The sequence below is a fragment of the Rhizobium rhizogenes NBRC 13257 genome (assembly GCF_000696095.1).
Classification (GTDB): Bacteria; Pseudomonadota; Alphaproteobacteria; order Rhizobiales; family Rhizobiaceae; genus Rhizobium; species Rhizobium rhizogenes.
Map to the genome: position 1 here is coordinate 13,743 of NZ_BAYX01000012.1, position 21,894 is coordinate 35,636.

Here is a 21,894-nt window from a genome sequence, read left to right on the forward strand (position 1 = left end):
CACTGTCCTTCCGACCTTGCCATCCTCTTCAGTCCTTCATGACACCTTCCGGGCCGCCGGCATCGCGGCCGGCCGGGTCAAGGGCCGGCTCCGCCGGGCGAAGCTTCCCTTGACGCGGGCGGTGCGAATGCGGCACGCCGCCTTCCTTTCTTTCCCGTTTTTCTTTCTCCCTGATCTTCAGGGTCTCGTTCCAGTCCTCCTCGGGCGGGCGGAGCCTCGACCAGTCGCAGCCGGTTTCGTGAGCGAGCGCCCGCAACCGCTCGGCAAACATCTCTCCTTGGGGATTGGCGTCTGTCGCGGCGACGAGGAGAGCATCGGGCCGCGAGGCCAACTGCCGCAACGCCCCCTCCGTTGACGGCGACCATCCGCCGCCCGTGCTGAGATACAGCGTCCCGTCCCGCGGCCCCTCGATGGCGGCAAGGCTCATGGCGTCGATCGCAGCTTCAGTGACGGCCAGGCGCAACGCTGTCTCCGGCCCGAGACGGAAGAGAACCTTCGTTCCTCCGGAGGCAAAGCCCCGATACTCAGGCCCTCGCGCCTCCCAGCCGGTGACAATCCCGGCATGGTCCGTATGCGCCGCCCACATGCTGCAACATGGACCCTCCCGAAGGCGGTCCTGCCTGATCGCGGCGCGGAGCAAAGGGACCGGCAGGAAACGGTCCCCGTAGAGATAAGCCCATGTCGACGAGCCGGGCCACGGACGACGACGTCCTTGCCAACGCTCAGGTAGAGCGAGATCGAATCCTTGATCGTGCCTCGAAGGCAGCCATTCCGGCTCGGTGATCGCGAAACCGACGAGGTCGGCGACCCTCCCGGCGCCTTCGAGAAAGCCGACATGATCGAGATGCTCGACAAGTCCGAACACATCGCCTTTTGCATCACTCAACGGGTCGAACCATCCGCGCCCCTCATGGGTGACGATGATGATCTCGCTCCCTCGGCGAAACTTGACCGCCCGACGGGTACTCTCCTTCGCATCGATGGCGAAGCCCGCATGCTCAAGAACGGCGGCACAACTCACCTGGTCGCGCAGCGCCTCTATATCCTTTCTGTTCATGCTTTTTCCTCTTTGCCTTCCTTGCCCGTCATTTCGCGGGCGCGCTTCCACCAGCCGCGAAGAGCAAAGGCGGCAAGGGCGCGGCTGACAATTGTCGGATCATGCAATAACCGCCCGCGGCGCAGCCTCCCTTGCGGCCTGCCGCTCGCGAGCGGCAACCCGAACGGCAAAGCGGCTCAATGAGCCGGCCAAGGGAAGAACTCGTGGACGATCTCGAGATCGTCGTCAGCGTCGATCTCGTCGGAAGGAAGCACGCCGTACTCGCCATCGACCGAGAAAAGGGTGACCGGGACCATCAGGTCGCGGGAGAGCTGGAAGGCGTGGGACTGAGCGAGGGAAAGATCGTGCGACATGTGAGAGGCTCCTTCGGGAGCGGGCCAATCCCGCTCGATGGCTCCTCAAAAGGCCCGACGGCGGGCGCGATCACCGCGAGGCGAAGCCGAAGCGGCCGCAGCTTGCTAGTGGACCCTTTACGGGTTGATCGTGGAAGATCCGGCGCCGGGCTAGGACGCCATCACAAAAGAGCGGGATTGGGCTGCTTCCGCTGGAGATAAAGGATCCACGCACGCCTATCGAATCTGCAGCAGTTTCCCGCCGCCCCAGCACCTACGATCGTTTCCGCCTTCGCTACCGCTCGACCGGAAACTCAGCGCATCCGGACCGTTTCCGAAGGCGTTTCGCCGAAAGCTTGATAATAGGCCGCCGCGAACCGCCCCATGTGGGTGAACCCTGCATTGCGTGCAACGTCAGCAATCGATCGGGAGCCACGATCGCCGATGAGAGCTCTACGGGCAGCTTCGAGGCGAATCGCTCTGAGATAGCCCAAAGGCGTGGTGCCTTTGAACCGTTGGAAGGCCCCCTGCAATGCCCTGACGCTCGTACCGGTCTCGGCTGCGATCAGGGCGACCGTGATGGATTGGGCCAGGTTTGCATGCAGGTAGTCGATGGCGCGTTTCACATGCCATGGGACAGCGGGCGAGACCGACTGTTCCAGTCGCGGCATGTAGCTGTTAGGAGCGACCTCCAAAAGTGCGATCATCGTCGCCTGAAACAGCCGCTCGATGGCAGCCGGTGACAGTCGATCTGCTTCTGAAAGATTGAGGCAACTCCAGACAAGATGGCCGAGCGCCGCCAACCGCAATCCTTTCTCGGAAGTCAGATCGACAATACGATCGAATTCGAGATCCGTCGTGACGGGACCATCCAGCAGTTCACTCACTTGCTGGACCATTGCCGCCTTTTCGAAGGACAAGCCGATATAGCTGGAATGTTCATGAGGAGTCAGCTCGTCGAAGTGCGCAAGATCTTCCAGAAAACCTGTTGCTCGGGTGGACAGGAAACGCGGCGAACCGGAACGCATCTCCGATGCACTCGAGGAGGGCAGGTAAAGAACGAATGCATCGGGCGCGTCATCGAAGCCAAGTTTCAGGGCTGAACGGCACTTTCCCTTCCAGGCGCTGAAACGGCCGAGGATGTAGTGTGTATCTCCTGCGGAACACACGTGGTCGCGGTCCAGCGGACCCGCCGGGCCGGCTTGCACCATGTCACCGTGTTGGAGTGCAGTATGATGCAATAGAACTCTCCAAATCTTCAAGCTCGCGGCGAAACAGGATCGACCCGAACCTATACGTCCCCCCGGGGACCGTTCACTGCCGTCGCAGCCATTGCCTTGACGAGGGATATGACCTGCCGGCGAACCGCAGGTTCCGCAATCCTGGCGAATGCGCCCTTGAGATCCCTGCCTTCGTCGGATTGGAGGAAGGCGCCCAGTCCTGTTTCCGCGGTGGAACCTCTCAGCCTTTTAGCTTGTCCGTCTCGGGTCTCGGAATTGAAGAAGGACGACGCCGGCACGCCCGGCACATTCGCGACGTTGGGCAACCGGCTCCCGCCGACGCGGTTCATGCCCTTTTCGTATTTCTGGACCTGCTGGAACGTCACGCCCAAAGCCTCGGCAAGCTTGGCCTTGTGCGGATCCTTGCCCCGACCTCGACATCGATCGGGCTCGGTGTTTTGGTCGCATTCTGATTTTTCACATGATTGGTCAATTCATCGCCATACCTGTCGTTGAAGGATCGTGGGTTTGCTGATCGCCATCCTGCGGCCAACGTCAGTCGGGCTTCGAAAGGCTTGCCTTTTCGAGAGCCTCCTGCATCGTGCTTGCCTCGAGTGCGACAAGCGCTTGCTCGAGAAATCCTTCAATTTCGATGACGCTCCTGCCCTGGAGCAGGGCGATTTCATCAACAGTCTTTCCCATCGACACCCATCGAAGGCAGGTCTTTTCGATGGGCGAAAGCATCCAATGTTCCATGACCAACCTGCTTTCGTTGGTGTTTATTTCATCCTCGAGCAATAGGGCGAACGATCCGCCCTATTGGTTTGTCTCGGGCTTCTGCAACAGACGGGCGGGTGGCCTATGTCCCGGTCGCCTCGCAGATCCGAAGAAAGCTCGCGGCGCGCAGGCTTGCGCCGCCGACCAGAACACCGTCGACGTTTTCAAGAGCAAGAATCTCGGCCGAATTCTCAGGCTTGACTGATCCACCGTAGAGGATCCGCAGCTGAGCACCGACCGATCCATAGGCATCGATCAGACTGGATCGGATGCAGGTATGAGCGGCAAGGATTTCGCCTTGGTCCGGCACGCGTCCGGTCCCGATCGACCAGACCGGCTCATAGGCGATGACCAAGGCGGTTTCGTTTAACGCGGCGGGCAGGCAATCCTGCAGCTGGCTTTTTAGGACGGCGAGGGTCTCCTGGCGGAGATGCTCCGCTTCCGTCTCGCCCACGCAAATCACGGGGATCAAGCCGGCGCTGAGCGCGATCTCGGCCTTGCGCCTGACGATCGCATCCGTCTCGCACTGATACTGCCGCCGCTCGGAATGACCTAGTATGACGATGCGGGCGCGGCAGTCGGCGATCATGCGGGCGGATATGTCGCCGGTGTAAGCGCCACCTTCCTGAGCGCTGCAATCCTGGGCGCCGAGAAGAATCCGGCTTCCGGCGGTTATCCTCACGGCGGATTGCAGAAGCGTTGCCGGAGGACATATAGCCACGTCTGCACTCAGTTCACCGATGTTCCATGCGACCTCTTCGATCTCGGAGAGATCGGCCGTAAGTCCGTTCATTTTCCAGTTGCCGACGATGAGCCGGCGGGGAGAGTTGCTCAAGGTCTTACCCCCAAATTAGTGGCTATAGCGCTTCGCCATCTCGGCGAGCGGCAGGGGTTTGATGCCGGAGGCATGTCCGGCGGCGCCGAACTGCTCGTATCGGTCGCTACAGACCGCTGCCATCGCCTCGATGCCTGGGGCGAGGTATTTGCGGGGATCGAACTCGCCAGGATGAAGGGCAAAGACGCGGCGGATCGCTCCCGTAAACGCCAATCTGAGGTCCGTGTCGACATTCACCTTCCGAACGCCGTGTCGGATGCCTTCCTGGATTTCTTCGACCGGAACGCCATAGGTTGGTTTCACGTCGCCACCATGCGCGTTGATCAGTTCCTGGAGTTCCGCCGGCACCGACGACGACCCATGCATGACGAGATGGGTATCGGGCAGACGGACGTGGATCTCCTTCAGGCGCTTGATGGAAAGGATGTCACCGTCCGGTTTGCGGGAGAATTTGTAAGCGCCGTGCGACGTGCCGATGGCGATGGCGAGAGCATCCACGTTTGTCAAGCGTACGAATTCGGCGGCCTCTTCGGGATCCGTCAGCAGCATGTCGCGGCTGAGCTCGCCGTCAAAGCCATGTCCGTCCTCCGCTTCGCCGCGTCCGCTTTCCAACGAGCCGAGATGGCCGATCTCGCCTTCGACCGACACGCCGACGAGGTGCGCCATTTCCGACACCTTGGAGGTGACGGCGACGTTGTCATCGAAGCTGAGAGGCGTGCGGCCATCTTCCGAGAGGGATCCATCCATCATCACGGAGGAGAAACCTGCAAGAATAGCCGACATACAGGTCGACGCCGAATTCCCGTGGTCCTGATGCATGCACACTGGGATGTGCGGATACATCTCGATTGCGGCGCGGATCAGATGCGACAGCGTCGCGTCGCCTGCGAAAGCACGAGCGCCGCGGCTTGCCTGCATGATCACCGGGCTGTCGGTGCGGGCCGCAGCCTTCATGATGGCAAGCATCTGTTCCATGTTGTTCACGTTGAAAGCCGGGATGGCGTAGCCATTCTCGGCGGCATGGTCGAGCAATTGACGAAGGGTGATGAGAGCCATTTAAGAGCCGATCTTCTCTTGCGAGGGATGGATTTGGTGAAGTTGCACCAGGCGTTCGATTTCGTTGCTCGACCCGAGCAAGACCGACACGCGCTGATGATGAGCCTGTGGTTGGATGCGAAGGATGTCTTCGGTTCCGGTGGATGCTGCACCGCCGGCCGCCTCGATGAGGAACGCCATGGGATTGGCTTCGTACATCAGGCGCAGCTTGCCGCCGGCGCGACGATTGGATTCGTCCGCCGGATAGAGAAACACCCCTCCACGCGTGAGAATGCGATGGACGTCGGCGACCATGGAGGCCGTCCATCGCATGTTGAAGTCTTGGCCGCGTGGCCCAGCCGATCCCGCAAGGCATTCGTCGACATAGCGGCGGATCGGTTCGTCCCAAAAACGTTGACGCGAGGAGTTCACGGCAAACTCGTTCGTTTCCGTTGGCACGCGCATCTGAGCATTGGTTAGTTTGAATTGCCCATCGGATGGATCCAGCGTGAGACCGACCACGCCGAGGCCGAATGTGATCACGAAGAGCGTGGACGGCCCATAGATGGCATAGCCGGCGCAGAGATAATCCCGGCCTTTGCGCAGAACATTGGTGTCACCGTCTGCCTGGACCTGGCTCACGGCAAAGATCGAGCCGACGGAAAGGTTCACCTCAAGGTTCGATGAGCCGTCCAATGGATCGACGTAAAGAATGAGGTCGCCAGCGGCAGGGGCTTTCAACCACGTGACTTCCTCCGCCTCCTCCGAAACATAGGCAGCGAGCGACGTCGCCTCTCCGCATGTCTCGCGAAACACTCGATCGGCCAGGACGTCGAGGAGCTTCTGATCTTCACCCTGGATATTCGTCGTCCCGGCGCTGCCAATATGGTTCTGAAAGGCTGCTTCCTTCAGATGGTCGGCAACTACGGTTGCGGACGCTGCGATGCTTTCAACCAAGCTTGCCAAGGCAGGATCGACTTTCCTCTGGAGCAGATAAGCGCCAAGTTCGGTGTCTGGTGTGATCGTCATGTTTCAACCTGTCATGTGAATCCCGAGGGATCCGATTTCGCTACTCCGCTTCAAACGCTGTTCCTGTCCCGCCATGTGCAATTCGGTTGCAACCTCAAGCCGCGCTTTGGCTGGCCGGTTGGTGCGACAGTTCCTCTGCGCTTGAGAAGCCCAATTCTCGTGCATTTCCTTCGATCTTGAACTGCTGAACCAGCCCCAGCAGGCTGTCGGCCTGGGAGGCGAGTTCGCGGCTTGCGGCCGTCGTCTCCTCGACCATCGCCGCATTGTGCTGTGTCATCTGGTCCATCTGGTTGACGGTCGCGTTGACCCCCTGCAGCGCACTCGACTGGTCGTGGCTGCCGCGGGCGATCGTCTCGACGTGGTGGCTGATCGTGACAATCTGGGTGCTGATCTTCGCAAGAACCGCGCCGGTTTCCTGAACCAGATGAGAGCCGGTGTTGACCTCGGTCGTCGACTTGTTGATGAGGACCTTGATCTCCTTGGCTGCCTTGGCGGAGCGTTGCGCTAGTTCGCGCACCTCCTGGGCAACGACAGCGAAGCCCTTGCCGGCATCGCCGGCACGGGCTGCCTCGACGCCGGCATTGAGCGCCAGCAGATTGGTCTGGAAGGCGATCTCGTCAATGACGCCGGTGATCTGCTCGATCTGGCGGGAGGCTTCTTCGATACGTCCCATGGCGTCGATCGCATTGTTGACGACGATGGCCGAGTCGTCGGCGCTGCGCTTGGCCTGGCGAACGATCTGGTCGGCATCCTTGGCACGCTCCGCCGACGAGCGAACCGTGACGGTAATCTCGTCGATGGCGGCGGCCGTTTCTTCGAGCGAAGCAGCCTGCTGTTCGGTACGTTTGGCAAGATCCTCAGCCGCCTCGGCCATCTGGTTGCCGTTGCCCTGGATCATTTCGACATTCTCGCGGATCTGACGCATCGTCGCCTGCAGGTGCAACATCGAACCGTTGAAGTCCTGTCGAAGCTGGTCGAGTTCTCCGTCGAGAGGAAGAGCGATGGTCACCGTCAGGTCTCCGCTCGCGAGTTTGTGCAAGCCGGACGCAACCGCCTCGACGGCGCTGCTGATGGCAGCCGCATCGCGGGTCTTGCGCAGATCGTCTTCCTGGCGTTGTTGCCGTGCGAGCGACCGCGACTGTTCCGCCTCACTTTCGATGCGGATCTTTTCGACCGCGTTGTTGCGGAATACGTCCAACGCTCTTGCCATTTCGCCGATCTCGTCGCGCTTTTCGACGCTGCCGATCTTTTCGTCGAGTTTGCCGGACGCAACCGCCTTCATCGATGCAGTCAGCGCTTCGATTGGAGACTTGATGGTTCGCAGCAGCAGGAAAGCAGCGATGCAACCAAAGAGCAGGGCAAGCACGGTCGTCACGACGGATATATGTTGCGCCTGATCCTGTGCGACGGAGGCATGATCACGCTGGACTTGAGCGAACTCGAGGATCTTGTTCCAAGAGTCGTTCATCCTGGCGCTCGCCGCCTGGAATGCCGCGTCACGAGCCCCGACTTTGACGAGGAGCTGATCGAATGCCTCCTGCGCCTGAGCAATCACCGCAACGGCCTTATCGGACAATTCATGGATGGGACCGTTGGCCGCGTGCTGTTCCTTCACCTTACCGAGATAGAAGCCCAGCCCTTTGAGGCGACCTTTTACCTTCTTGAGGGTGTCTTCATTCATTCCACCTAGAAAATCGGAGGAGGCGATCCGAAGTTCATAGTTCATGGAGTTGATCTTGTTCAGCGTTTCCGCGGTCGCCGCTTGTGCTGCCGCTTGGTCAGCGGGGATGTTCAAATAGGTTTGCAGTTTGGACTGCACATCCGACAAGGTTGAGAGATCGCTGGAAATCCCCTCCCGAAGTTTCCTTTCGTCGCTGTGCATTTCCCAGAGGCCGTCGATTGTCTTTGACACCTCTTCAGCAATCGTCCCTGCGGCAAGCAGGCTCTGTCGTTCATCCTGTTCTTGAGCGAACGACAAGCTCGTCGATATCTTGGCGCTCTGGTCGGCGAGCAGTGCCTTCAGCGCATCGCGCTTTGCTTCCGTCGCCTCGAGCAGGAAGGAGTTCATCCCGTCCTGAGCCTGCTTGATCGCCGACAGCGTGACCATCCCGCTCGAGCTGCTGGCAAGCTGGGTATTCAGCATGTTGCCCGAAAGATAGTTGACGAGGCTGAGCCCGGCGATGCCGATGAGTATCGGCGCCAGAAGGCAAAAAATCTTAGTCCGTATCGGACCGCGCAGCAGAAGGAAGTCAAAATGAATGCCCATGATTCTCCACCCAAGATAACGAGGTCCAATAATAATTATTCTGAGTGAATGAATATTGAGTAAAATCGATCTCGAATTGCTAATGTTTCAGGAATATTCCGCTGCGGTTGAATCCAGAACCTCCAGAATCCGGGCGGTCACGTCATCGACGGCTGCAAGACCATCAACCTGAAAGTACGGCGACCGATCCTTGTAGAACTCGCTGACCGAAAGGGTCTCGGCCCGATACGCCTTAAGGCGCAGTTCCAATGTCGCGGCATTGTCATCGGCGCGTCGCGCGCCGGCAGACTCCGTCGCTCTTCGGCAGATACGGTCGTAGAGTTCTTCCTCCGGGACAACGAGCTCGATGACGGCCGTCAAGGAATGCTCACCGAGCGACTGATCCAACGCGGCAGCCTGCGAGATCGTGCGCGGAAACCCATCGAGCACGAATCCGCGCTCTGCTTCCGGACTGGCAATCCTGTTTGCAACGATCGCCGAGACGGTGTCATCGGAAACGAGCCCGCCAGCTGCCATCGTCGCCGCGACGGCCGAACCGAGAGGCGTTCCCGCCTTTACCTCGGCCCGGAGGATGTCGCCCGTCGACAGATGCGGGATGCCGAGCTTTTCGCAGATGCGCTTGGCCTGCGTCCCTTTGCCGGAGCCGGGCGGGCCCATTAGTATCAATCTCATGGGGTAAGTCCTTTCCTTCGGTCTCACGCTGCCTCGGCCCTGTTCTGCCGGTTGGCGATCAGATCATCGACGACAGCCGGATCGGCAAGCGTCGAAGTGTCGCCCAGCGAGCCGAAATCGTCCTCGGCGATCTTGCGCAGGATGCGGCGCATGATCTTTCCTGAGCGAGTCTTCGGCAGGCCCGGCGCGAACTGGATCTTGTCCGGCGAAGCAATCGGGCCGATTTCCGCTCGGACGTGCTTGACCAGCTGCTGGCGCAACTCTTCGGACCCTTGGCTGCTCGCCATCAGCGTGACATAGCAATAGATGCCTTGACCCTTAATACTGTGCGGATAGCCGACGACGGCTGCCTCAGAGACGAGGTGATGCGAAACCAGGGCGGACTCGACTTCCGCCGTGCCGAGCCGGTGACCGGAGACGTTGAGAACGTCGTCAACGCGGCCGGTGATCCAGTAGTAGCCGTCGGCATCACGGCGACAGCCGTCGCCAGTGAAATACTTGCCCGTGTAGGTGGAGAAGTAGGTCTGGATGAAGCGCTCGTGGTCGCCATAGACCGAACGCGCCTGACCCGGCCAGCTGTCGGCGATGCAGAGATTGCCGTCGGCGGCACCTTCGATAAGCTTGCCTTCCGCATCCACGAGCTCCGGCTTGATGCCGAAGAAGGGGCGGGTGGCGGAGCCGGGCTTGAGGTCGGTCGCGCCCGGCAGCGGCGTGATCATGATGCCGCCGGTTTCCGTCTGCCACCAGGTGTCGACGATAGGGCAGCGCCCGTCTCCGACCGTGTGATAATACCATTCCCAGGCTTCCGGATTGATCGGTTCGCCGACCGAGCCGAGGAGACGCAGGCTTGAACGGCTTGAGCGTTTGACGAAATCATCGCCGGCGCCCATCAGCGAACGGATGGCCGTCGGGGCGGTGTAAAAGATGTTGACCTTGTGCTTGTCGATCACGTCCCAGAAACGGCCGGCATCCGGGAAGGTCGGAATTCCCTCGAACATCAGCGTCGTCGCGCAGTTTGCGAGCGGCCCGTAGACGATATAGGAGTGGCCCGTGACCCAGCCGACATCGGCCGTGCACCAGTAAATATCGCCGTGCTGGTAGTCGAACACATATTCATGGGTCATCGAGGCATAGACGAGATAGCCGCCGGTCGTGTGGAGTACGCCCTTGGGTTTGCCGGTCGAACCGGAGGTGTAGAGGATGAAAAGCGGATCCTCGGCCTTCATCGGCTCGGGCGGGCATTCCGCCGAAACAGAGCCTGCTTCCTCGTGATGCCAGAGGTCGCGGCCCGGCGCCCAGCCGATCTCCGCACCGGTACGGCGGATCACCAGGACGTTCTTGACCAGGACATGACCGCGCGCGGCGATATCGATCGCCTTGTCGACATTGGCCTTCAGCGGAACCGGCTTGCCGCCGCGCAGGCCCCCGTCGCACGTGATGACAAAGGTCGATTCACAATCGACGATGCGGCCACCCAGCGCCTCGGGCGAAAAGCCGCCGAAGACCACGGAATGGATCGCGCCGATACGGGCACAGGCGAGCATCGCATAGGCCGCTTCCGGCACCATCGGCATGTAGATGGTGACGCGGTCGCCCTTCTGGACACCATGCTTCTTCAACACATTGGCGAGGCGGCAGACTTGCTCGAAAAGTTCGTTATAGGTGATCCTCTTGTCGACAGAGGGATCATCGCCTTCCCAGATGATGGCGACCTGATCGCCCCTCGTCTCCAGGTGCCGATCGATGCAGTTGTAGGCGACATTGGTCTCACCGTCTTCGAACCATTTGATCGAGACGTCGCCGGTAAACGAGGTGTCCTTTACGCTGGTGTAGGGCTTGAACCAGTCGATACGCTTGCCGTGCTTGCCCCAGAACTGCTCAGGGCTGCCGACGCTTTCCTCGTACCATTCCTGGTACTCGGCCTTGTCGATCAGCGCATGGCTCTGCACCGGCTTGGTAACCGGGTATATCTTTTCCGACATTAAAACTCCTCAAACCCGCCAAAAAATCTCACTGCGCGGCAACCTGCCGCTGGACGACCTCAGAGATGAAACTGTCAAGAAGGGACACTTCGCTGTGGCTGAGATGGAGCCCCTTCTTCGAGCGTCTCCAGAGAATGTCCTTCGTCGTACGTGCCCATTCGTGCTCCATCAGGTAGAGCACTTCGGCTTCGTAAAGGTCCGACCCGAAATGCCGGCCGAGATCCTCGATCTTCCTGGCAGTGCCGAGAAGGACGGATGCCTTCGTGCCATAGCGGCGGACAAGCCGGCGCGCATGCGAAGTGGCGAGGAACGGATAGGCCGTGTGAAGCTTGGTGACCTCTGCCTCGTAGCCTTGAACCGGAAAGTCGCCGCCCGGCAGATGGCTCTTGGCGGTCCAGGGGGCGCCCTTGACGCCGATCGCCTCGCCGACCTTCTCCAGCGCATGTTCCGCCAGACGCCGGTAGGTGGTGAGCTTGCCGCCGAAGATATTGAGGAGCGGAGCCCTGTTGACCTCGCTGCCGACGAAGCCATCAAGCTTCAGCACATAATCGCGCGTCGCCTCCTGCGCCTTCGTGGCACCATCGTTGAAAAGCGGGCGTATCCCTGAATAGGTCCAGACGATATCGTCCTGCCTGACCGGCTCCTTGAAATATTCGCTGGCCGCCTTGCAGAGATAGTCCGTCTCCTCTTGCGAGATCCTGACATCCTTCGGATCGCCGCTAAAGTCGCGATCGGTGGTGCCGATCAGCGTGAACTCGTCCTCATAGGGAATGGCGAAGATGATGCGATTGTCGGGATTTTGGAAAAAGTAGGCGCGCGGCCCTTCGAACTTCTTCTTGACGACGATATGACTGCCCTGGACGAGGCGCACATTGCGGGCCTCGTTCTTGCCGAAGGCGCCTCGGATGACATGGTCTACCCAGGGACCGGCCGCGTTGACGAGCATGCGCGCGCGGTGAACCGTCGCGATCCCGGAGACCGTATCCACCGTCTCGATCGTCCAGAGCCCGTTCTCGCGCCGCGCCGAGACCACTTTGGTGCGCGGCATGACCAGCGCGCCCTTGTCGGCAGCATCGCGGGCGTTCAAGACCACAAGCCGGGCATCGTCGACCCAACCGTCGGAATATTCGAAGGCCTTGGTGAAGAGCGCCTTCAGTGGTTTGGCCGCCTCGTCGCGGCGCATGTCGAGAACCGCAGTCGGCGGCAGCAGCTTGCGGCCGCCGAGATGGTCATAAAGGAAGAGCCCAAGCCGGATCAGCCAGGCCGGGCGGATGCCGCCCTTTTGGTAGGGCAGCACGAAGCGCATCGGCCAGATGATGTGCGGCGCCATCGCCCAGAGCACCTCGCGCTCCATCAGCGATTCACGCACCAGTCGGAACTCGTAGTGTTCGAGATAGCGCAAGCCACCATGGATGAGCTTGGTGGCGCCAGACGAGGTGCCGGAAGCGAAGTCGTTCATCTCCGCCAGCGCAACTGAGTAGCCGCGACCAACCGCATCACGCGCGATCCCGCAGCCGTTGATACCGCCACCGATCACGAACAGGTCGTGGATCTTATCTTCCATATCGATCTCCCGTGACGTCACGCCGTTGCCGCGTAGGAAAGCGTGCTTGCAACGGCAGCGCGCCATTTCCGATAGCGTCGTGCGCGCTCGTCAGTGTTGAGGTTGGGGGTGAACCTGCTTTTCGCCTTCCAGTTCGCGGCAAAGGTTTGAAGGTCGGGCCAGACGCCGGCCTGCGAGCCAGCCAGTGCCGCAATACCGTAGGCAGTCGCTTCCTGGCTTTGCGATCGCTCGATGTCGCTTCCCAGGCAATCGGCCAAAGCCTGCATGGCCCAATCGCTACCCGACAGGCCGCCGTCGACGCGAAGGGTCGCGCCCCTGACCTCCATCGGGTAATCGCAGGCCATCGCCTCGAGCAGATCGCGCGTCTGGTAGCAGACGGATTCCAGGGTCGCCCGAGAAAGCTCTGCGATCCCTGTGCCTCTCGTCAGGCCAAAAATCGCGCCACGGGCTTGCGAATTCCAGTGCGGCGCGCCAAGGCCGGTGAATGCCGGCACCAGATAGACGTCTTCCTGTTCGTCAGCCAGATGCGCAAGACGGCCGGTCTCGTCGGCTTCCTTGATGAGCTTCAAGGAATCTCTCAGCCATTGAACCGCAGCACCCGCCATGAAGATCGAGCCCTCAAGCGCGTAGGTTGTTTTGCCATTGAGACGATATCCGATGGTAGAGAGCAGACGGTTGGACGACCGGACGATCTGATCGCCGGTATTCAGGACCACGAAGCATCCCGTGCCATAGGTCGATTTAAGCATTCCGGGTTTGAGGCAGGCCTGGCCGATCAAGGCTGCCTGCTGGTCGCCCGCAAGCGCCCGGATCGCAATTTGAGCGCCGAAGTGGCCGGCAATCGTCTGGCCGAAATCGTCAGCACAATCCTTCACCTCGGGCAAGAGAGCCCGCGGCACTCTGAAGGCGCCCAGCAATTCGTCATCCCAGCGGTTCTCGCGGATATCGAACAGCGCCGTGCGTGACGCGTTGGTCGCGTCCGTTGCGTGCACAGCGCCGCCTGTGAGCATCCATGTCAGATACGTGTCGATCGTGCCGCACAGCAACTGGCCATTCTCAGCCGCGCGCCGCGCGCCGTCGACATTGTCGAGGATCCAGGCGATCTTCGTGGCGGAAAAATAGGGATCGAGCAGAAGACCGGTTTTTTCTTGAATCAGCGGACCAAACCCATCCGCGCGAAGGACTTCGCAGGCGCCGTAGGTCCGCCGGTCCTGCCAGACGATCGCAGGATGGATCGGCTTCCCCGTCGACCGCTCCCAGACAAGGCATGTTTCGCGCTGGTTTGTGATGCCGATTGCCGCAACGTCCCGCGCTTCGATGCCTGCCCGCTTCAGAGCATTGCGGGAGGTCTCAAGCACAGACTCCCAGATTTCGGTGGCGTTGTGTTCGACCCAGCCGGACTTCGGAAACGACTGCGATATCTCTTTTTGATCGATCGCGATCGGCTGGGCATCGGGGCCGTAAACGATGGCACGGGAGGACGTTGTCCCCTGGTCGATCGCCAGAACATAGCCGGTCATGGAAGCCTCAAATCTTGTTGACGGGAGGGGACCGCCAGCGTCCTGGGAGGGAGACGCTGGCGGCCGGCGGCGGAAGACTGCTAAGCTGCAGCGTTCTTCGCCTCTTGTGAGAAAATCGCTTCGACCTTCGCCGCGATTGCCCGGCCGAGCGTGATGTTCGTCTCGGCAGAGAAATGGATCCCGTCGCAGCCATCGGTCTTGACGAACTCGCCGGCGTCGAGGAAGTCGACCTTCAGGAAATTGGCGAGCGCCTTGTACTGCTTTGCGAGTTCGAGGGACTTTTCGTAACCACCACCAAACATGCATTCGAACCATGGGTCAGGCATGGGAGCGAGCGGCGGCGGCGAAACGATCAGGAGCTTCGGCGCAGGGTAGGGCGTGCCGATACCACCGGCACAGGTGAGAACCTGTCCTGCAAGCTTGCCCATGCCGTTGGCGATCTCGTAGGGCGTACGGCGGAAGTAGGACTTGGTATCGTTGGTGCCGAGCAAAATGATCACAAGATCGAGCGGCAGGTGGCTGGCGAGCGCCATCGGCAGATAGGCGCTGCCGTTCAGCCGGGGATCGTTGGGGTCCTCGACGCTCGTTGTGCGGGCACTTAAGCCCTCCTCGATGATCGCATAGCCGTCACCCAGCGCCGCTGCCATGGCGCCGGTCCAGCGCTGCTCAAAGGGGTATCTGAGGGTAGGGGACGATTCCGGCACCGGAATCCATCCCCATGTGAGTGAATCCCCAAAACACAGTATTGAGCGGCTCTCTGCCATATCGTTATTCCTCCGATAACTACGAGTTGCGTGCCTTGAGGCCGTAGAAAATGGCCGCAAGCAGGATGATGAGACCTTGCGCGATGAGCTTCCCGGAGTCGCTGACGCCGAAGGACGTCATCACGACAAAGAGGAGCGCGAAAGAAAGGACACCGAAGAACGGCCCCCAGACGCCACCTTCCCCCCGGCCGAACACCACGCCGCCGAGAATGGTCGCCGCAACGGACAGGATCGGGAGATCCAGGCCGACACGAACGCTCCCGACCGCAATCGACGCCGTTTGAACGAGGGCGGCGATGCCGGCGATAAGGCCTGCGAGTGTGTGCGCCACGACAACCGTGCGTTCGACGGGAACGCCCGAGAAGTGCGCGGCTTCCGCATTGGCACCCACGGAGGTGACGTAGCGCCCGAACACCGTTCTCGACAGAAGCAGGGACAACAGCGCCGTCAGCACGACCCAGAACAGAACCGGGAGCGGCAGGGGACCAAGTTTCACATTGTAAATGGTGTTGAAGTAGGCCGGCACGTTCCCCGGCGGCTTGCCGCTGGACAGGAACTGGACGGCACCCACAAGGATGATGCTCACGGCAAGGGTCACAATGACCGCCGAGACACGCCGCTTGCCGACCATGAAGCCGTTGAACAGGCCAATTGCGGTGCCGGTGAAGAGCGCCAGCAGGACGAAACCTGTCGCCGACATTCCAGGAAGAAGGTTCGACGAAATGAAATAGTTGACGAGCAGGATGATGCCGCCGCCTGCAAGGTCAATGCTCTTGACGCGCATGACGAGCAGCTGTCCGAGGACGAGAACGCCGAGAGGGGCGACCTGGCGAATGAAGATCCCCATGACATTTGCATTGAGCATCTGCGGGCGCGAGACGAATAGAACGAGCAGAAGCAATGCAAAGACGTAATACGAAGGCGCGACCCTGAGCATTCGCTGAATTGCGGGATTGTTCGCGAAGCCTGACATTTTAGAGCCCCATCTTCTTGCGTGTCTGGAAACCGACGACAAGCAGCAGGATGCCGCCCTTGATCGCCGTCTGAATGAACGGCGAAACGTTGACCAGATTCATGCCGTTGGAGAGGAGCGCTAGCACCAAGGCTCCGATAATCGTTCCTTGCAGGCTGCCGACGCCGCCGGAGAGTTGCGTGCCGCCAATGGCGACGGCAGTGATCGCATCGAGCTCGAAGAGAAGACCGACATTCGGATCGCCGGACACGATGCGGCCGGCCAGGAACACGCCGGCAAGAGCCGCAAAACACGAGCAGGCGACATAGGCCAGGATGACATTGCGCTTGTCGGCCACACCGAAGTTACGTGTGGCGTCTTCCACGCCGCTGGAAATGCCTCCGCCGATCGCGAAGAGATGAAGTCCGAACCGTGAGCCGTAGAGCAATTTCCAGGCGACCAGGGCAACGCAAATGCCCCAGAATATCGGCATGGGGATGCCGAGGAACGACCCCGAGACTGAGCTGATGACGACATCCGGAATGGTCCCGCCGGAGACGGGACGCAAGATGCGCGCAGCTCCGAGCACGATATATTGCATCGCCAGCGTCGCGATGATCGGATGGACGTTGAGACGGGTGATCACAATGCCGTTGGTCAGGCCGAGCAAGGCCGCCAGCAGGAAGACTGCCGGTATCGTAATGTAGCCCGGGGCGTCCAACGCCAATATGGCTGTCGTGAAGCTGATCAGCGATCCGACGGAAAGGTCGAGGCCGCCGACGAGGATGACGAACAGCTGGCCGACCGCCGTGATGATCAGCGGCATTGCCTGGGCGATCAGGTTGAACAGGTTTTCACGGTTCAGGAACTGATCTGTCTGAACGATCAGCGCAATACTGAGGACGATGGTGATCAGCAGGGGAACGATCCAGAGACCTTGGCGGTTCTGACTTCCCGTAAATAGTCTTGCAAGGGTCTTAGTCATTGGATTGACTCTCTGATTTGGCGTTCACGCGCTCAAGGCGGCGTCGAGGATGTCGTGCTCGGTGGCCTTTGCGGCGGGCATCTCGGCAACAACCGTGTCGCCATGGACGACGTAGATGCGATCGCAGAGACCGATGAGCTCCACGGTTTCCCTCGACAGGACCAGCACGGCCCCACCGTTCTGCGTGAAGTCGCGAAGCAGCTTGTAGATTTCCGACTTGGCGCCGATGTCGACGCCGCGTGTCGGCTCTTCAATCAGCAGGATGTCGAGATTGGCGGCGATATAGCGCCCGAGCAGAACCTTCTGCTGATTGCCGCCGGAAAGAGCGCCAACTGGTGCAGACGTGTTGATCGTCCGCACGTTCAGCCGCTTGATCGTGTCGGCAACGACCTTCCGATAGTTCTTCGCGGGGGAAAAACCCCTCCGTGCCGAATGAAGGGCAATCTCGATATTGTGGGCAATCGGAAGGTTCAGGAACAGACCCTCTTCCTTGCGATCTTCAGGAACGAAGCCAACGCCCATCTGCTGTAGCTTGCGGATGCCGTTCTCGTTCGGCACGGGCAAGGCAAGTGACTTCCCCTGGAATGTGACAGTGCCGGAAAACGGCTGGAACTGGCCGACGAGCGAGCGCATGAGCTTCTGCTGCCCTTGCCCTTCCAGACCCGCGAGAGCAACAATCTCACCCTTGGAAACATGGAGCGAGAAAGGCTTCGTCGACGCGCCGATCTTGAAGTGCTTTATGTCGAGCATCGGCTCACCGGATGGCGAGGGGTTTCTTGCCGGGAACAGGTCTTTCAATTCCCGGCCGACCATCATTGCGATCAGCGACGTCGGCGTCATTTCGGAAAGGGGGCGCGTGCCCACCAGCTTGCCGTCTTTCAGGACCGTGACCGTGTCGCAGATCTGGAAGATTTCATCCATCCGGTGCGAGATATAGACGATCGCCTTGCCCGCATCGCGCAGTCGCCGGATATGCTTGTTCATGATCTCGACATCGGCGGCATTGAGAGCAGCCGTCGGCTCATCGAGAATGAAAATCGAGGCATCGGCCTTGATGCCATGGGCGATCTCGACGAACTGCCGTTCGGCGATGCTGAGATTCGAAACAAGGGTCCGCGGATCGAGGTCGAGCGAAAGCTCCTTTAGCGCTTTGCTGGTTTCGGCATTCATGCGCCTGTAGTCGACAGTGCCGAAGCGCGTGACCGGCTCACGCCCGAGAAACATGTTTTCGGCGATCGTGAGGTTCGACAGGAGCGTCATTTCCTGGAAGACGGTCGATATGCCGAAATCAAGTGCCTCTTTCGGATTGACGAAGGAGATCTTGTGGCCGTTCTTGAAGATATCGCCACTGTCTGGCCGATGAACACCCGCAAGGATCTTCATGAGGGTCGATTTACCGGCGCCATTCTCGCCCATCAGGGCATGCACCGAACCCGGCAAGAGCTCCAGCGACACTCTATCAAGTGCCAGACTTCCGCCAAACGACTTTGAAATGTTCGACATTTCTACAAGGTTGGCCATTGCTTCCTCCCAAATCACGCAATTCCGTTCCGGTGGCCATCCGCCGGTTCCGGAACGAAACCGGCGGACGCGCCGCGGGAGAATGATTACTTGCTATAATACTTCTTCAGATCGTCTTCGGAGAGCTGAGACGGCCACCAGACGTTCGCGGAGAGATCGTCGCGGTAATACTTCTTGACCTTCTCGAGATCCCAGCCCGGAGGATTGTAGTCGTAGTGCTTGTAGAGCTGCTTGCCCTCGAGCAGAGCAATCGCGGCGTGCACGCCCTCGGCACCCTGGGCCGGCGAATATTCTGCAGAGATCGACTCGAAGCCGTCGTTGATCCACTGGCCGAAGAACCCGTTGTTGCCTTCGCCCGAGATCGGCGGGATCTTGGCGCCGAACTGCTTGAAGACGTCGACGCAGGCGCGCGTCATGTCGGCGCCCGACGACCAGATGCCGTTCACATCAGGGTTGTTCAGGTAGAGGGTCTCGCAGACGCTCTTGCCCTTGTCATACTGCCAATCGCCATGCTCTTCGGCGACGATCTTGACGTTCGTGCCCTTCAGCGCTTCCAGAAGACCATTGTAGCGGTTGGTGTCTTCCGGATGGCCGGCGAGACCGCGCAGCACCCAGATCTTGCCGTCGTTTCCGACCGTCTTGACGAGCCAGTCGCCCATCACCTTGCCGAAGTGCTCGGCGCCGCCCTGGATTTCTGTCGTGTAATCGTCCGTCTCTACGCGGCCGGTATGGACGATGACCGGAATGCCAGCAGCAATCGCCTTCTTCATCGATGCGTTGGCGGAGGTGGAAGTGACCGGCTGGACGATGATCGCGTCGACCTTCTGCGCGATCAGATCTTCGATGTCGGCAACCTGCTTCTTCTGGTCAAAGCCGGCGTCGAGCAGGATGAACTTCTTGATGCACTTGTTGGCAGCAGCAGCAGCCTCGGACTCGTGAGCGACCTGGACCGTCCAGGTATTGGCGTTGACGCCAAAGTCGCTCATGCCGATGACCCAGCCGCAATCCTTCTTGTACTTGCCAGCTTCGGTCTGCGGGTTGTCGCCAGCTCGCGGCGTGATGCCGTCCATGAACTTGACGTCATCAGCCCAAAGCGGGCCCGCGGTGGATGCCACCACAAGCGTCGCCCCGAGAATAGATTTCAGATAGCCGTTCACTGAGAATTCCTCCCTTGCACAAACACCGTCGTCCTCATCGACGTCGGATCTCCATTGACACGGAGACGCACTTATCCAGGCCGCTGAAGCGGCTTTAGTCGCGGGCCAACGCCATTGGATGACTGGGGTTGGCTATGTTCAGTTCCTGGAAATCTTGCTCTCCCATTCATAGAAATGCCACACCTCTAAAACGCTGTCAATAATTATTCAGATTGAATGAATATCAATAAACTTGCGCCATAGATCGACAAAGGCCATAATCCCCAGAGAATGTTCATGCGTCTTTATGATTTGCCATAAAGGTGGGGAGGAAATGCGGTCAGTCTTATGTTACGGCGACTCGAATACGCATGGCCAAATTCCGGGGGGTTCGCCGCTCGACCGATACGGGCCAAACGAACGCTGGCCTGGCGTTTTGAGACGGGAGCTTGGAAGCGCGTGGTACGTCATCGAGGAAGGCTTGAGTGGCCGCACAACGGTTCGCGACGATCCGATCGAAGGAACGATGAAGAACGGCCGATCCTACCTGCGTCCGTGCCTCATGAGCCACGCGATCCTCGACCTTGTCATCATCATGCTCGGGACGAACGACCTGAAGGCGCGCTTCGGCCAACCACCCTCGGAAGTGGCGATGGGGATTGGCTGCCTGGTCTACGATATCAGGGAACTGGCGCCCGGCCCGGGCGGCAAGCCCCCCGAAATCATGGTGGTTGCTCCGCCCCCAATGCTGAACGATATCAAGGAATGGGAACCCATATTTTCCGGCGCCCAGGAGAAATCCCGGCGTCTCGCCCTTGAGTTTGAAATTATTGCCGATTCGCTCGAAGTCCACTTCTTTGACGCCGCGACCGTCGCGTCGTGTGATCCTCGCGATGGTTTTCACATCAACCGGGAAGCGCATGAAGCCTTGGGAACAGCGCTTGCCAGGGAAGTCGAGGCGATCGGTTGGAGATGATGATATTGCCGCAACGACACGACAAATGGATGCCGGTTCATCTTTATGCCTTACTCGGCGAGGATCGCATTGATGCCTGATATGCGTTTTGCACCACCCAATCCCCTGCGTATTGCCGATCGGGCGACGGGCCTAAACGCCGTGAGCGTGCGCAGCTACAACGAACGCCTGCTGCTGTCGCTGCTCCTTCAAAACAGCGAGATAACCAGATTGGAGATCGGCGAACGGACAGGTCTCTCCGCCCAGACGATTTCGGTGCTCGTCAGATCGCTGGAACAAGAGGGATTGGTTCAAAAAGGGGAAGCACAAAAGGGACGTGTTGGGCCGCCAACCGTTCCAGTAGCCCTCAACCCCGAGGGGGCCTTCTCGATTGGCATCAGCGTTGGCCTGAAGCGGACGGACGTCGTTCTGATCGATTTCGTTGGCGCCGTTCGCTATCATATGCAGCTTCCCAATCCGCAACCCGAGCGCGATAGCAACCAAACGATGTTCATCGACACCATCCGGCAGGCGATGAACATCGTTCCGAAGAATGCTCAAAAGCGGCTGGCCGGTATTGGCCTGGCTCTGCCGTCGAGCGCATCGGAGGGTCGTGAGGAGAAAGCCTATTTCGACTCTCTGCAAAAGGAAGTCGAGGAGCTCACCGGATACTCGGTGTTCGTGCAGAACGACATCACCGCTGCAGCCAGCGGAGAGAGCATGTTCGGCATTGCCAAGCCGTTTTCCGACTATCTCTATTTTTACATTGGCGCGAACCTCCACAGCCGGCTGGTTTTGAAGCACCAGATTCATCACGGCAATTCTGTTGTCAGTTTCGATGTGGGCGCGGCGTCACTGGAAACCATGTTGACCGCCGCGGGTGCGCCGACGGATCATCTTTGGCAACCACTTGCACCGTGGCCGGAGAACGGCCTGGTTCTCGAATGGGAAGGCAGACTCGCGGAAAAGATGCGCGGCATCGTCAGGTCGCTCACCCAATTTGTCGAGCTGGAAGCCGTTATCGTATCTTCATTTGTGCCGGCGAGTGTCTCTCGGAATGTGTGCGCCTCGCTACAGAAATTGGTTCCCGAGGTCGCGGTCATGCCAACGAGTATCTTGAGCGCACCAAAGGCAGTCGGCGCGGCAAGTCTGCCGTTCATGTCAAGGTTCATGGTCGAGAGTGGTGTCTAACTGATCGGGGCGGCCATCAGCGTCCGGGCAAATTCTCATCCAGCCGGCAACTTTGGTTGCCGGCCCCAGAACTGACTTCGACGAAGATGAGGGCGCTAAAT

At 59.8% G+C, this 21,894-nt stretch carries 18 protein-coding genes and 2 pseudogenes; 2 read left to right on the forward strand and 18 right to left on the reverse strand.

Translation table 11 applies throughout. From position 1 onward, the window contains the following. Nucleotides 1-28: 28 nt before the first annotated feature. The 18 genes and pseudogenes from RRH01S_RS24605 to RRH01S_RS24690 all read right to left on the reverse strand — a co-directional run bounded on the left by RRH01S_RS24605 (nt 29) and on the right by RRH01S_RS24690 (nt 19,629). Nucleotides 29-1,057 carry a DUF3991 and toprim domain-containing protein gene (locus RRH01S_RS24605; protein ID WP_042474589.1) on the reverse strand — a complete coding sequence of 343 codons (1,029 nt, stop codon included), beginning with the start codon at nt 1,055-1,057 and terminating at the stop codon, nt 29-31. Between the two features lie 176 nt (nt 1,058-1,233). Next, the gene (locus RRH01S_RS34505; RefSeq protein ID WP_037126275.1) at nt 1,234-1,410 is read right to left on the reverse strand and encodes a hypothetical protein; all 177 of its coding nucleotides are present in this window, start codon (nt 1,408-1,410) and stop codon (nt 1,234-1,236) included. Between the two features lie 293 nt (nt 1,411-1,703). After that, nucleotides 1,704-2,630, reverse strand: a complete 927-nt coding sequence (locus tag RRH01S_RS24615; RefSeq protein WP_042474592.1) for a helix-turn-helix transcriptional regulator — start codon at nt 2,628-2,630, stop codon at nt 1,704-1,706. Between the two features lie 50 nt (nt 2,631-2,680). Beyond that, nucleotides 2,681-3,090, reverse strand: a pseudogene (locus tag RRH01S_RS34855) (helix-turn-helix domain-containing protein). A 74-nt stretch (nt 3,091-3,164) separates the two neighbouring features. Further along, nucleotides 3,165-3,311 (reverse strand): LuxR family transcriptional regulator, encoded by a 147-nt coding sequence (locus RRH01S_RS24625; RefSeq protein WP_234711723.1) that lies wholly within the window; start codon nt 3,309-3,311, stop codon nt 3,165-3,167. 157 nt (nt 3,312-3,468) lie between these two features. After that, the gene (gene tpiA / locus RRH01S_RS24630) at nt 3,469-4,221 is read right to left on the reverse strand and encodes a triose-phosphate isomerase (RefSeq protein WP_042474595.1); all 753 of its coding nucleotides are present in this window, start codon (nt 4,219-4,221) and stop codon (nt 3,469-3,471) included. A gap of 15 nt (nt 4,222-4,236) precedes the next feature. Beyond that, nucleotides 4,237-5,277, reverse strand: coding sequence for a class II fructose-bisphosphate aldolase (gene fba, locus RRH01S_RS24635; RefSeq protein WP_042474597.1), 1,041 nt, complete (start codon nt 5,275-5,277; stop codon nt 4,237-4,239). Next, nucleotides 5,278-6,285, reverse strand: coding sequence for a class 1 fructose-bisphosphatase (locus tag RRH01S_RS24640; RefSeq protein ID WP_042474600.1), 1,008 nt, complete (start codon nt 6,283-6,285; stop codon nt 5,278-5,280). Between the two features lie 94 nt (nt 6,286-6,379). Continuing rightward, nucleotides 6,380-7,756: pseudogene (locus RRH01S_RS35305) on the reverse strand (methyl-accepting chemotaxis protein); the annotation flags it as partial. Nucleotides 7,757-8,638: 882 nt separating this feature from the next. Then, nucleotides 8,639-9,223, reverse strand: a complete 585-nt coding sequence (locus tag RRH01S_RS24650; RefSeq protein ID WP_042474603.1) for an adenylate kinase — start codon at nt 9,221-9,223, stop codon at nt 8,639-8,641. 23 nt (nt 9,224-9,246) lie between these two features. Continuing rightward, nucleotides 9,247-11,205, reverse strand: coding sequence for an acetate--CoA ligase (acs, locus tag RRH01S_RS24655; protein WP_042474606.1), 1,959 nt, complete (start codon nt 11,203-11,205; stop codon nt 9,247-9,249). A gap of 28 nt (nt 11,206-11,233) precedes the next feature. Beyond that, nucleotides 11,234-12,769 (reverse strand): glycerol-3-phosphate dehydrogenase, encoded by a 1,536-nt coding sequence (gene glpD, locus RRH01S_RS24660; RefSeq protein ID WP_042474611.1) that lies wholly within the window; start codon nt 12,767-12,769, stop codon nt 11,234-11,236. 17 nt (nt 12,770-12,786) lie between these two features. Further along, nucleotides 12,787-14,289, reverse strand: a complete 1,503-nt coding sequence (gene glpK, locus RRH01S_RS24665; RefSeq protein ID WP_042474614.1) for a glycerol kinase GlpK — start codon at nt 14,287-14,289, stop codon at nt 12,787-12,789. 80 nt (nt 14,290-14,369) lie between these two features. Further along, nucleotides 14,370-15,053 (reverse strand): SGNH/GDSL hydrolase family protein, encoded by a 684-nt coding sequence (locus tag RRH01S_RS24670; RefSeq protein ID WP_042474616.1) that lies wholly within the window; start codon nt 15,051-15,053, stop codon nt 14,370-14,372. 19 nt (nt 15,054-15,072) lie between these two features. Then, a complete protein-coding gene (locus tag RRH01S_RS24675; RefSeq protein ID WP_042474620.1) occupies nt 15,073-16,026 on the reverse strand; it encodes an ABC transporter permease in 954 nt (317 codons plus the stop codon). A 1-nt stretch (nt 16,027) separates the two neighbouring features. Beyond that, complete coding sequence (locus RRH01S_RS24680) at nt 16,028-16,990, reverse strand: ABC transporter permease (RefSeq protein ID WP_042474623.1); 963 nt, start codon at nt 16,988-16,990, stop codon at nt 16,028-16,030. Nucleotides 16,991-17,014: 24 nt separating this feature from the next. Next, nucleotides 17,015-18,511: a sugar ABC transporter ATP-binding protein gene (locus tag RRH01S_RS24685; protein ID WP_042474626.1), complete on the reverse strand. Its 1,497-nt coding sequence runs from the start codon at nt 18,509-18,511 to the stop codon at nt 17,015-17,017. 86 nt (nt 18,512-18,597) lie between these two features. Then, nucleotides 18,598-19,629, reverse strand: coding sequence for an ABC transporter substrate-binding protein (locus tag RRH01S_RS24690; RefSeq protein ID WP_374188768.1), 1,032 nt, complete (start codon nt 19,627-19,629; stop codon nt 18,598-18,600). A gap of 352 nt (nt 19,630-19,981) precedes the next feature. Between RRH01S_RS24690 and RRH01S_RS24695 the strand changes: the two genes are divergently transcribed. Both RRH01S_RS24695 and RRH01S_RS24700 read left to right on the forward strand, forming a co-directional pair. Then, a complete protein-coding gene (locus RRH01S_RS24695) occupies nt 19,982-20,623 on the forward strand; it encodes an SGNH/GDSL hydrolase family protein (protein WP_042474631.1) in 642 nt (213 codons plus the stop codon). An 81-nt stretch (nt 20,624-20,704) separates the two neighbouring features. Then, nucleotides 20,705-21,793 carry an ROK family transcriptional regulator gene (locus tag RRH01S_RS24700; protein WP_042474633.1) on the forward strand — a complete coding sequence of 363 codons (1,089 nt, stop codon included), beginning with the start codon at nt 20,705-20,707 and terminating at the stop codon, nt 21,791-21,793. Nucleotides 21,794-21,894: the final 101 nt, after the last annotated feature.

Coding starts and splice junctions, on each gene's coding strand:
- RRH01S_RS24605 (WP_042474589.1), bottom strand. CDS start 1,057: ATGAACAGAAAGGATATAGAGGCGCTGCGCGACCAGGTGAGTTGTGCC.
- RRH01S_RS34505 (WP_037126275.1), bottom strand. CDS start 1,410: ATGTCGCACGATCTTTCCCTCGCTCAGTCCCACGCCTTCCAGCTCTCC.
- RRH01S_RS24625 (WP_234711723.1), bottom strand. CDS start 3,311: ATGGGAAAGACTGTTGATGAAATCGCCCTGCTCCAGGGCAGGAGCGTC.
- fba (WP_042474597.1), bottom strand. CDS start 5,277: ATGGCTCTCATCACCCTTCGTCAATTGCTCGACCATGCCGCCGAGAAT.
- RRH01S_RS24640 (WP_042474600.1), bottom strand. CDS start 6,285: ATGACGATCACACCAGACACCGAACTTGGCGCTTATCTGCTCCAGAGG.
- RRH01S_RS24650 (WP_042474603.1), bottom strand. CDS start 9,223: ATGAGATTGATACTAATGGGCCCGCCCGGCTCCGGCAAAGGGACGCAG.
- acs (WP_042474606.1), bottom strand. CDS start 11,205: ATGTCGGAAAAGATATACCCGGTTACCAAGCCGGTGCAGAGCCATGCG.
- glpD (WP_042474611.1), bottom strand. CDS start 12,769: ATGGAAGATAAGATCCACGACCTGTTCGTGATCGGTGGCGGTATCAAC.
- glpK (WP_042474614.1), bottom strand. CDS start 14,289: ATGACCGGCTATGTTCTGGCGATCGACCAGGGGACAACGTCCTCCCGT.
- RRH01S_RS24670 (WP_042474616.1), bottom strand. CDS start 15,053: ATGGCAGAGAGCCGCTCAATACTGTGTTTTGGGGATTCACTCACATGG.
- RRH01S_RS24675 (WP_042474620.1), bottom strand. CDS start 16,026: ATGTCAGGCTTCGCGAACAATCCCGCAATTCAGCGAATGCTCAGGGTC.
- RRH01S_RS24680 (WP_042474623.1), bottom strand. CDS start 16,990: ATGACTAAGACCCTTGCAAGACTATTTACGGGAAGTCAGAACCGCCAA.
- RRH01S_RS24685 (WP_042474626.1), bottom strand. CDS start 18,511: ATGGCCAACCTTGTAGAAATGTCGAACATTTCAAAGTCGTTTGGCGGA.
- RRH01S_RS24695 (WP_042474631.1), top strand. CDS start 19,982: ATGCGGTCAGTCTTATGTTACGGCGACTCGAATACGCATGGCCAAATT.
- RRH01S_RS24700 (WP_042474633.1), top strand. CDS start 20,705: ATGCGTTTTGCACCACCCAATCCCCTGCGTATTGCCGATCGGGCGACG.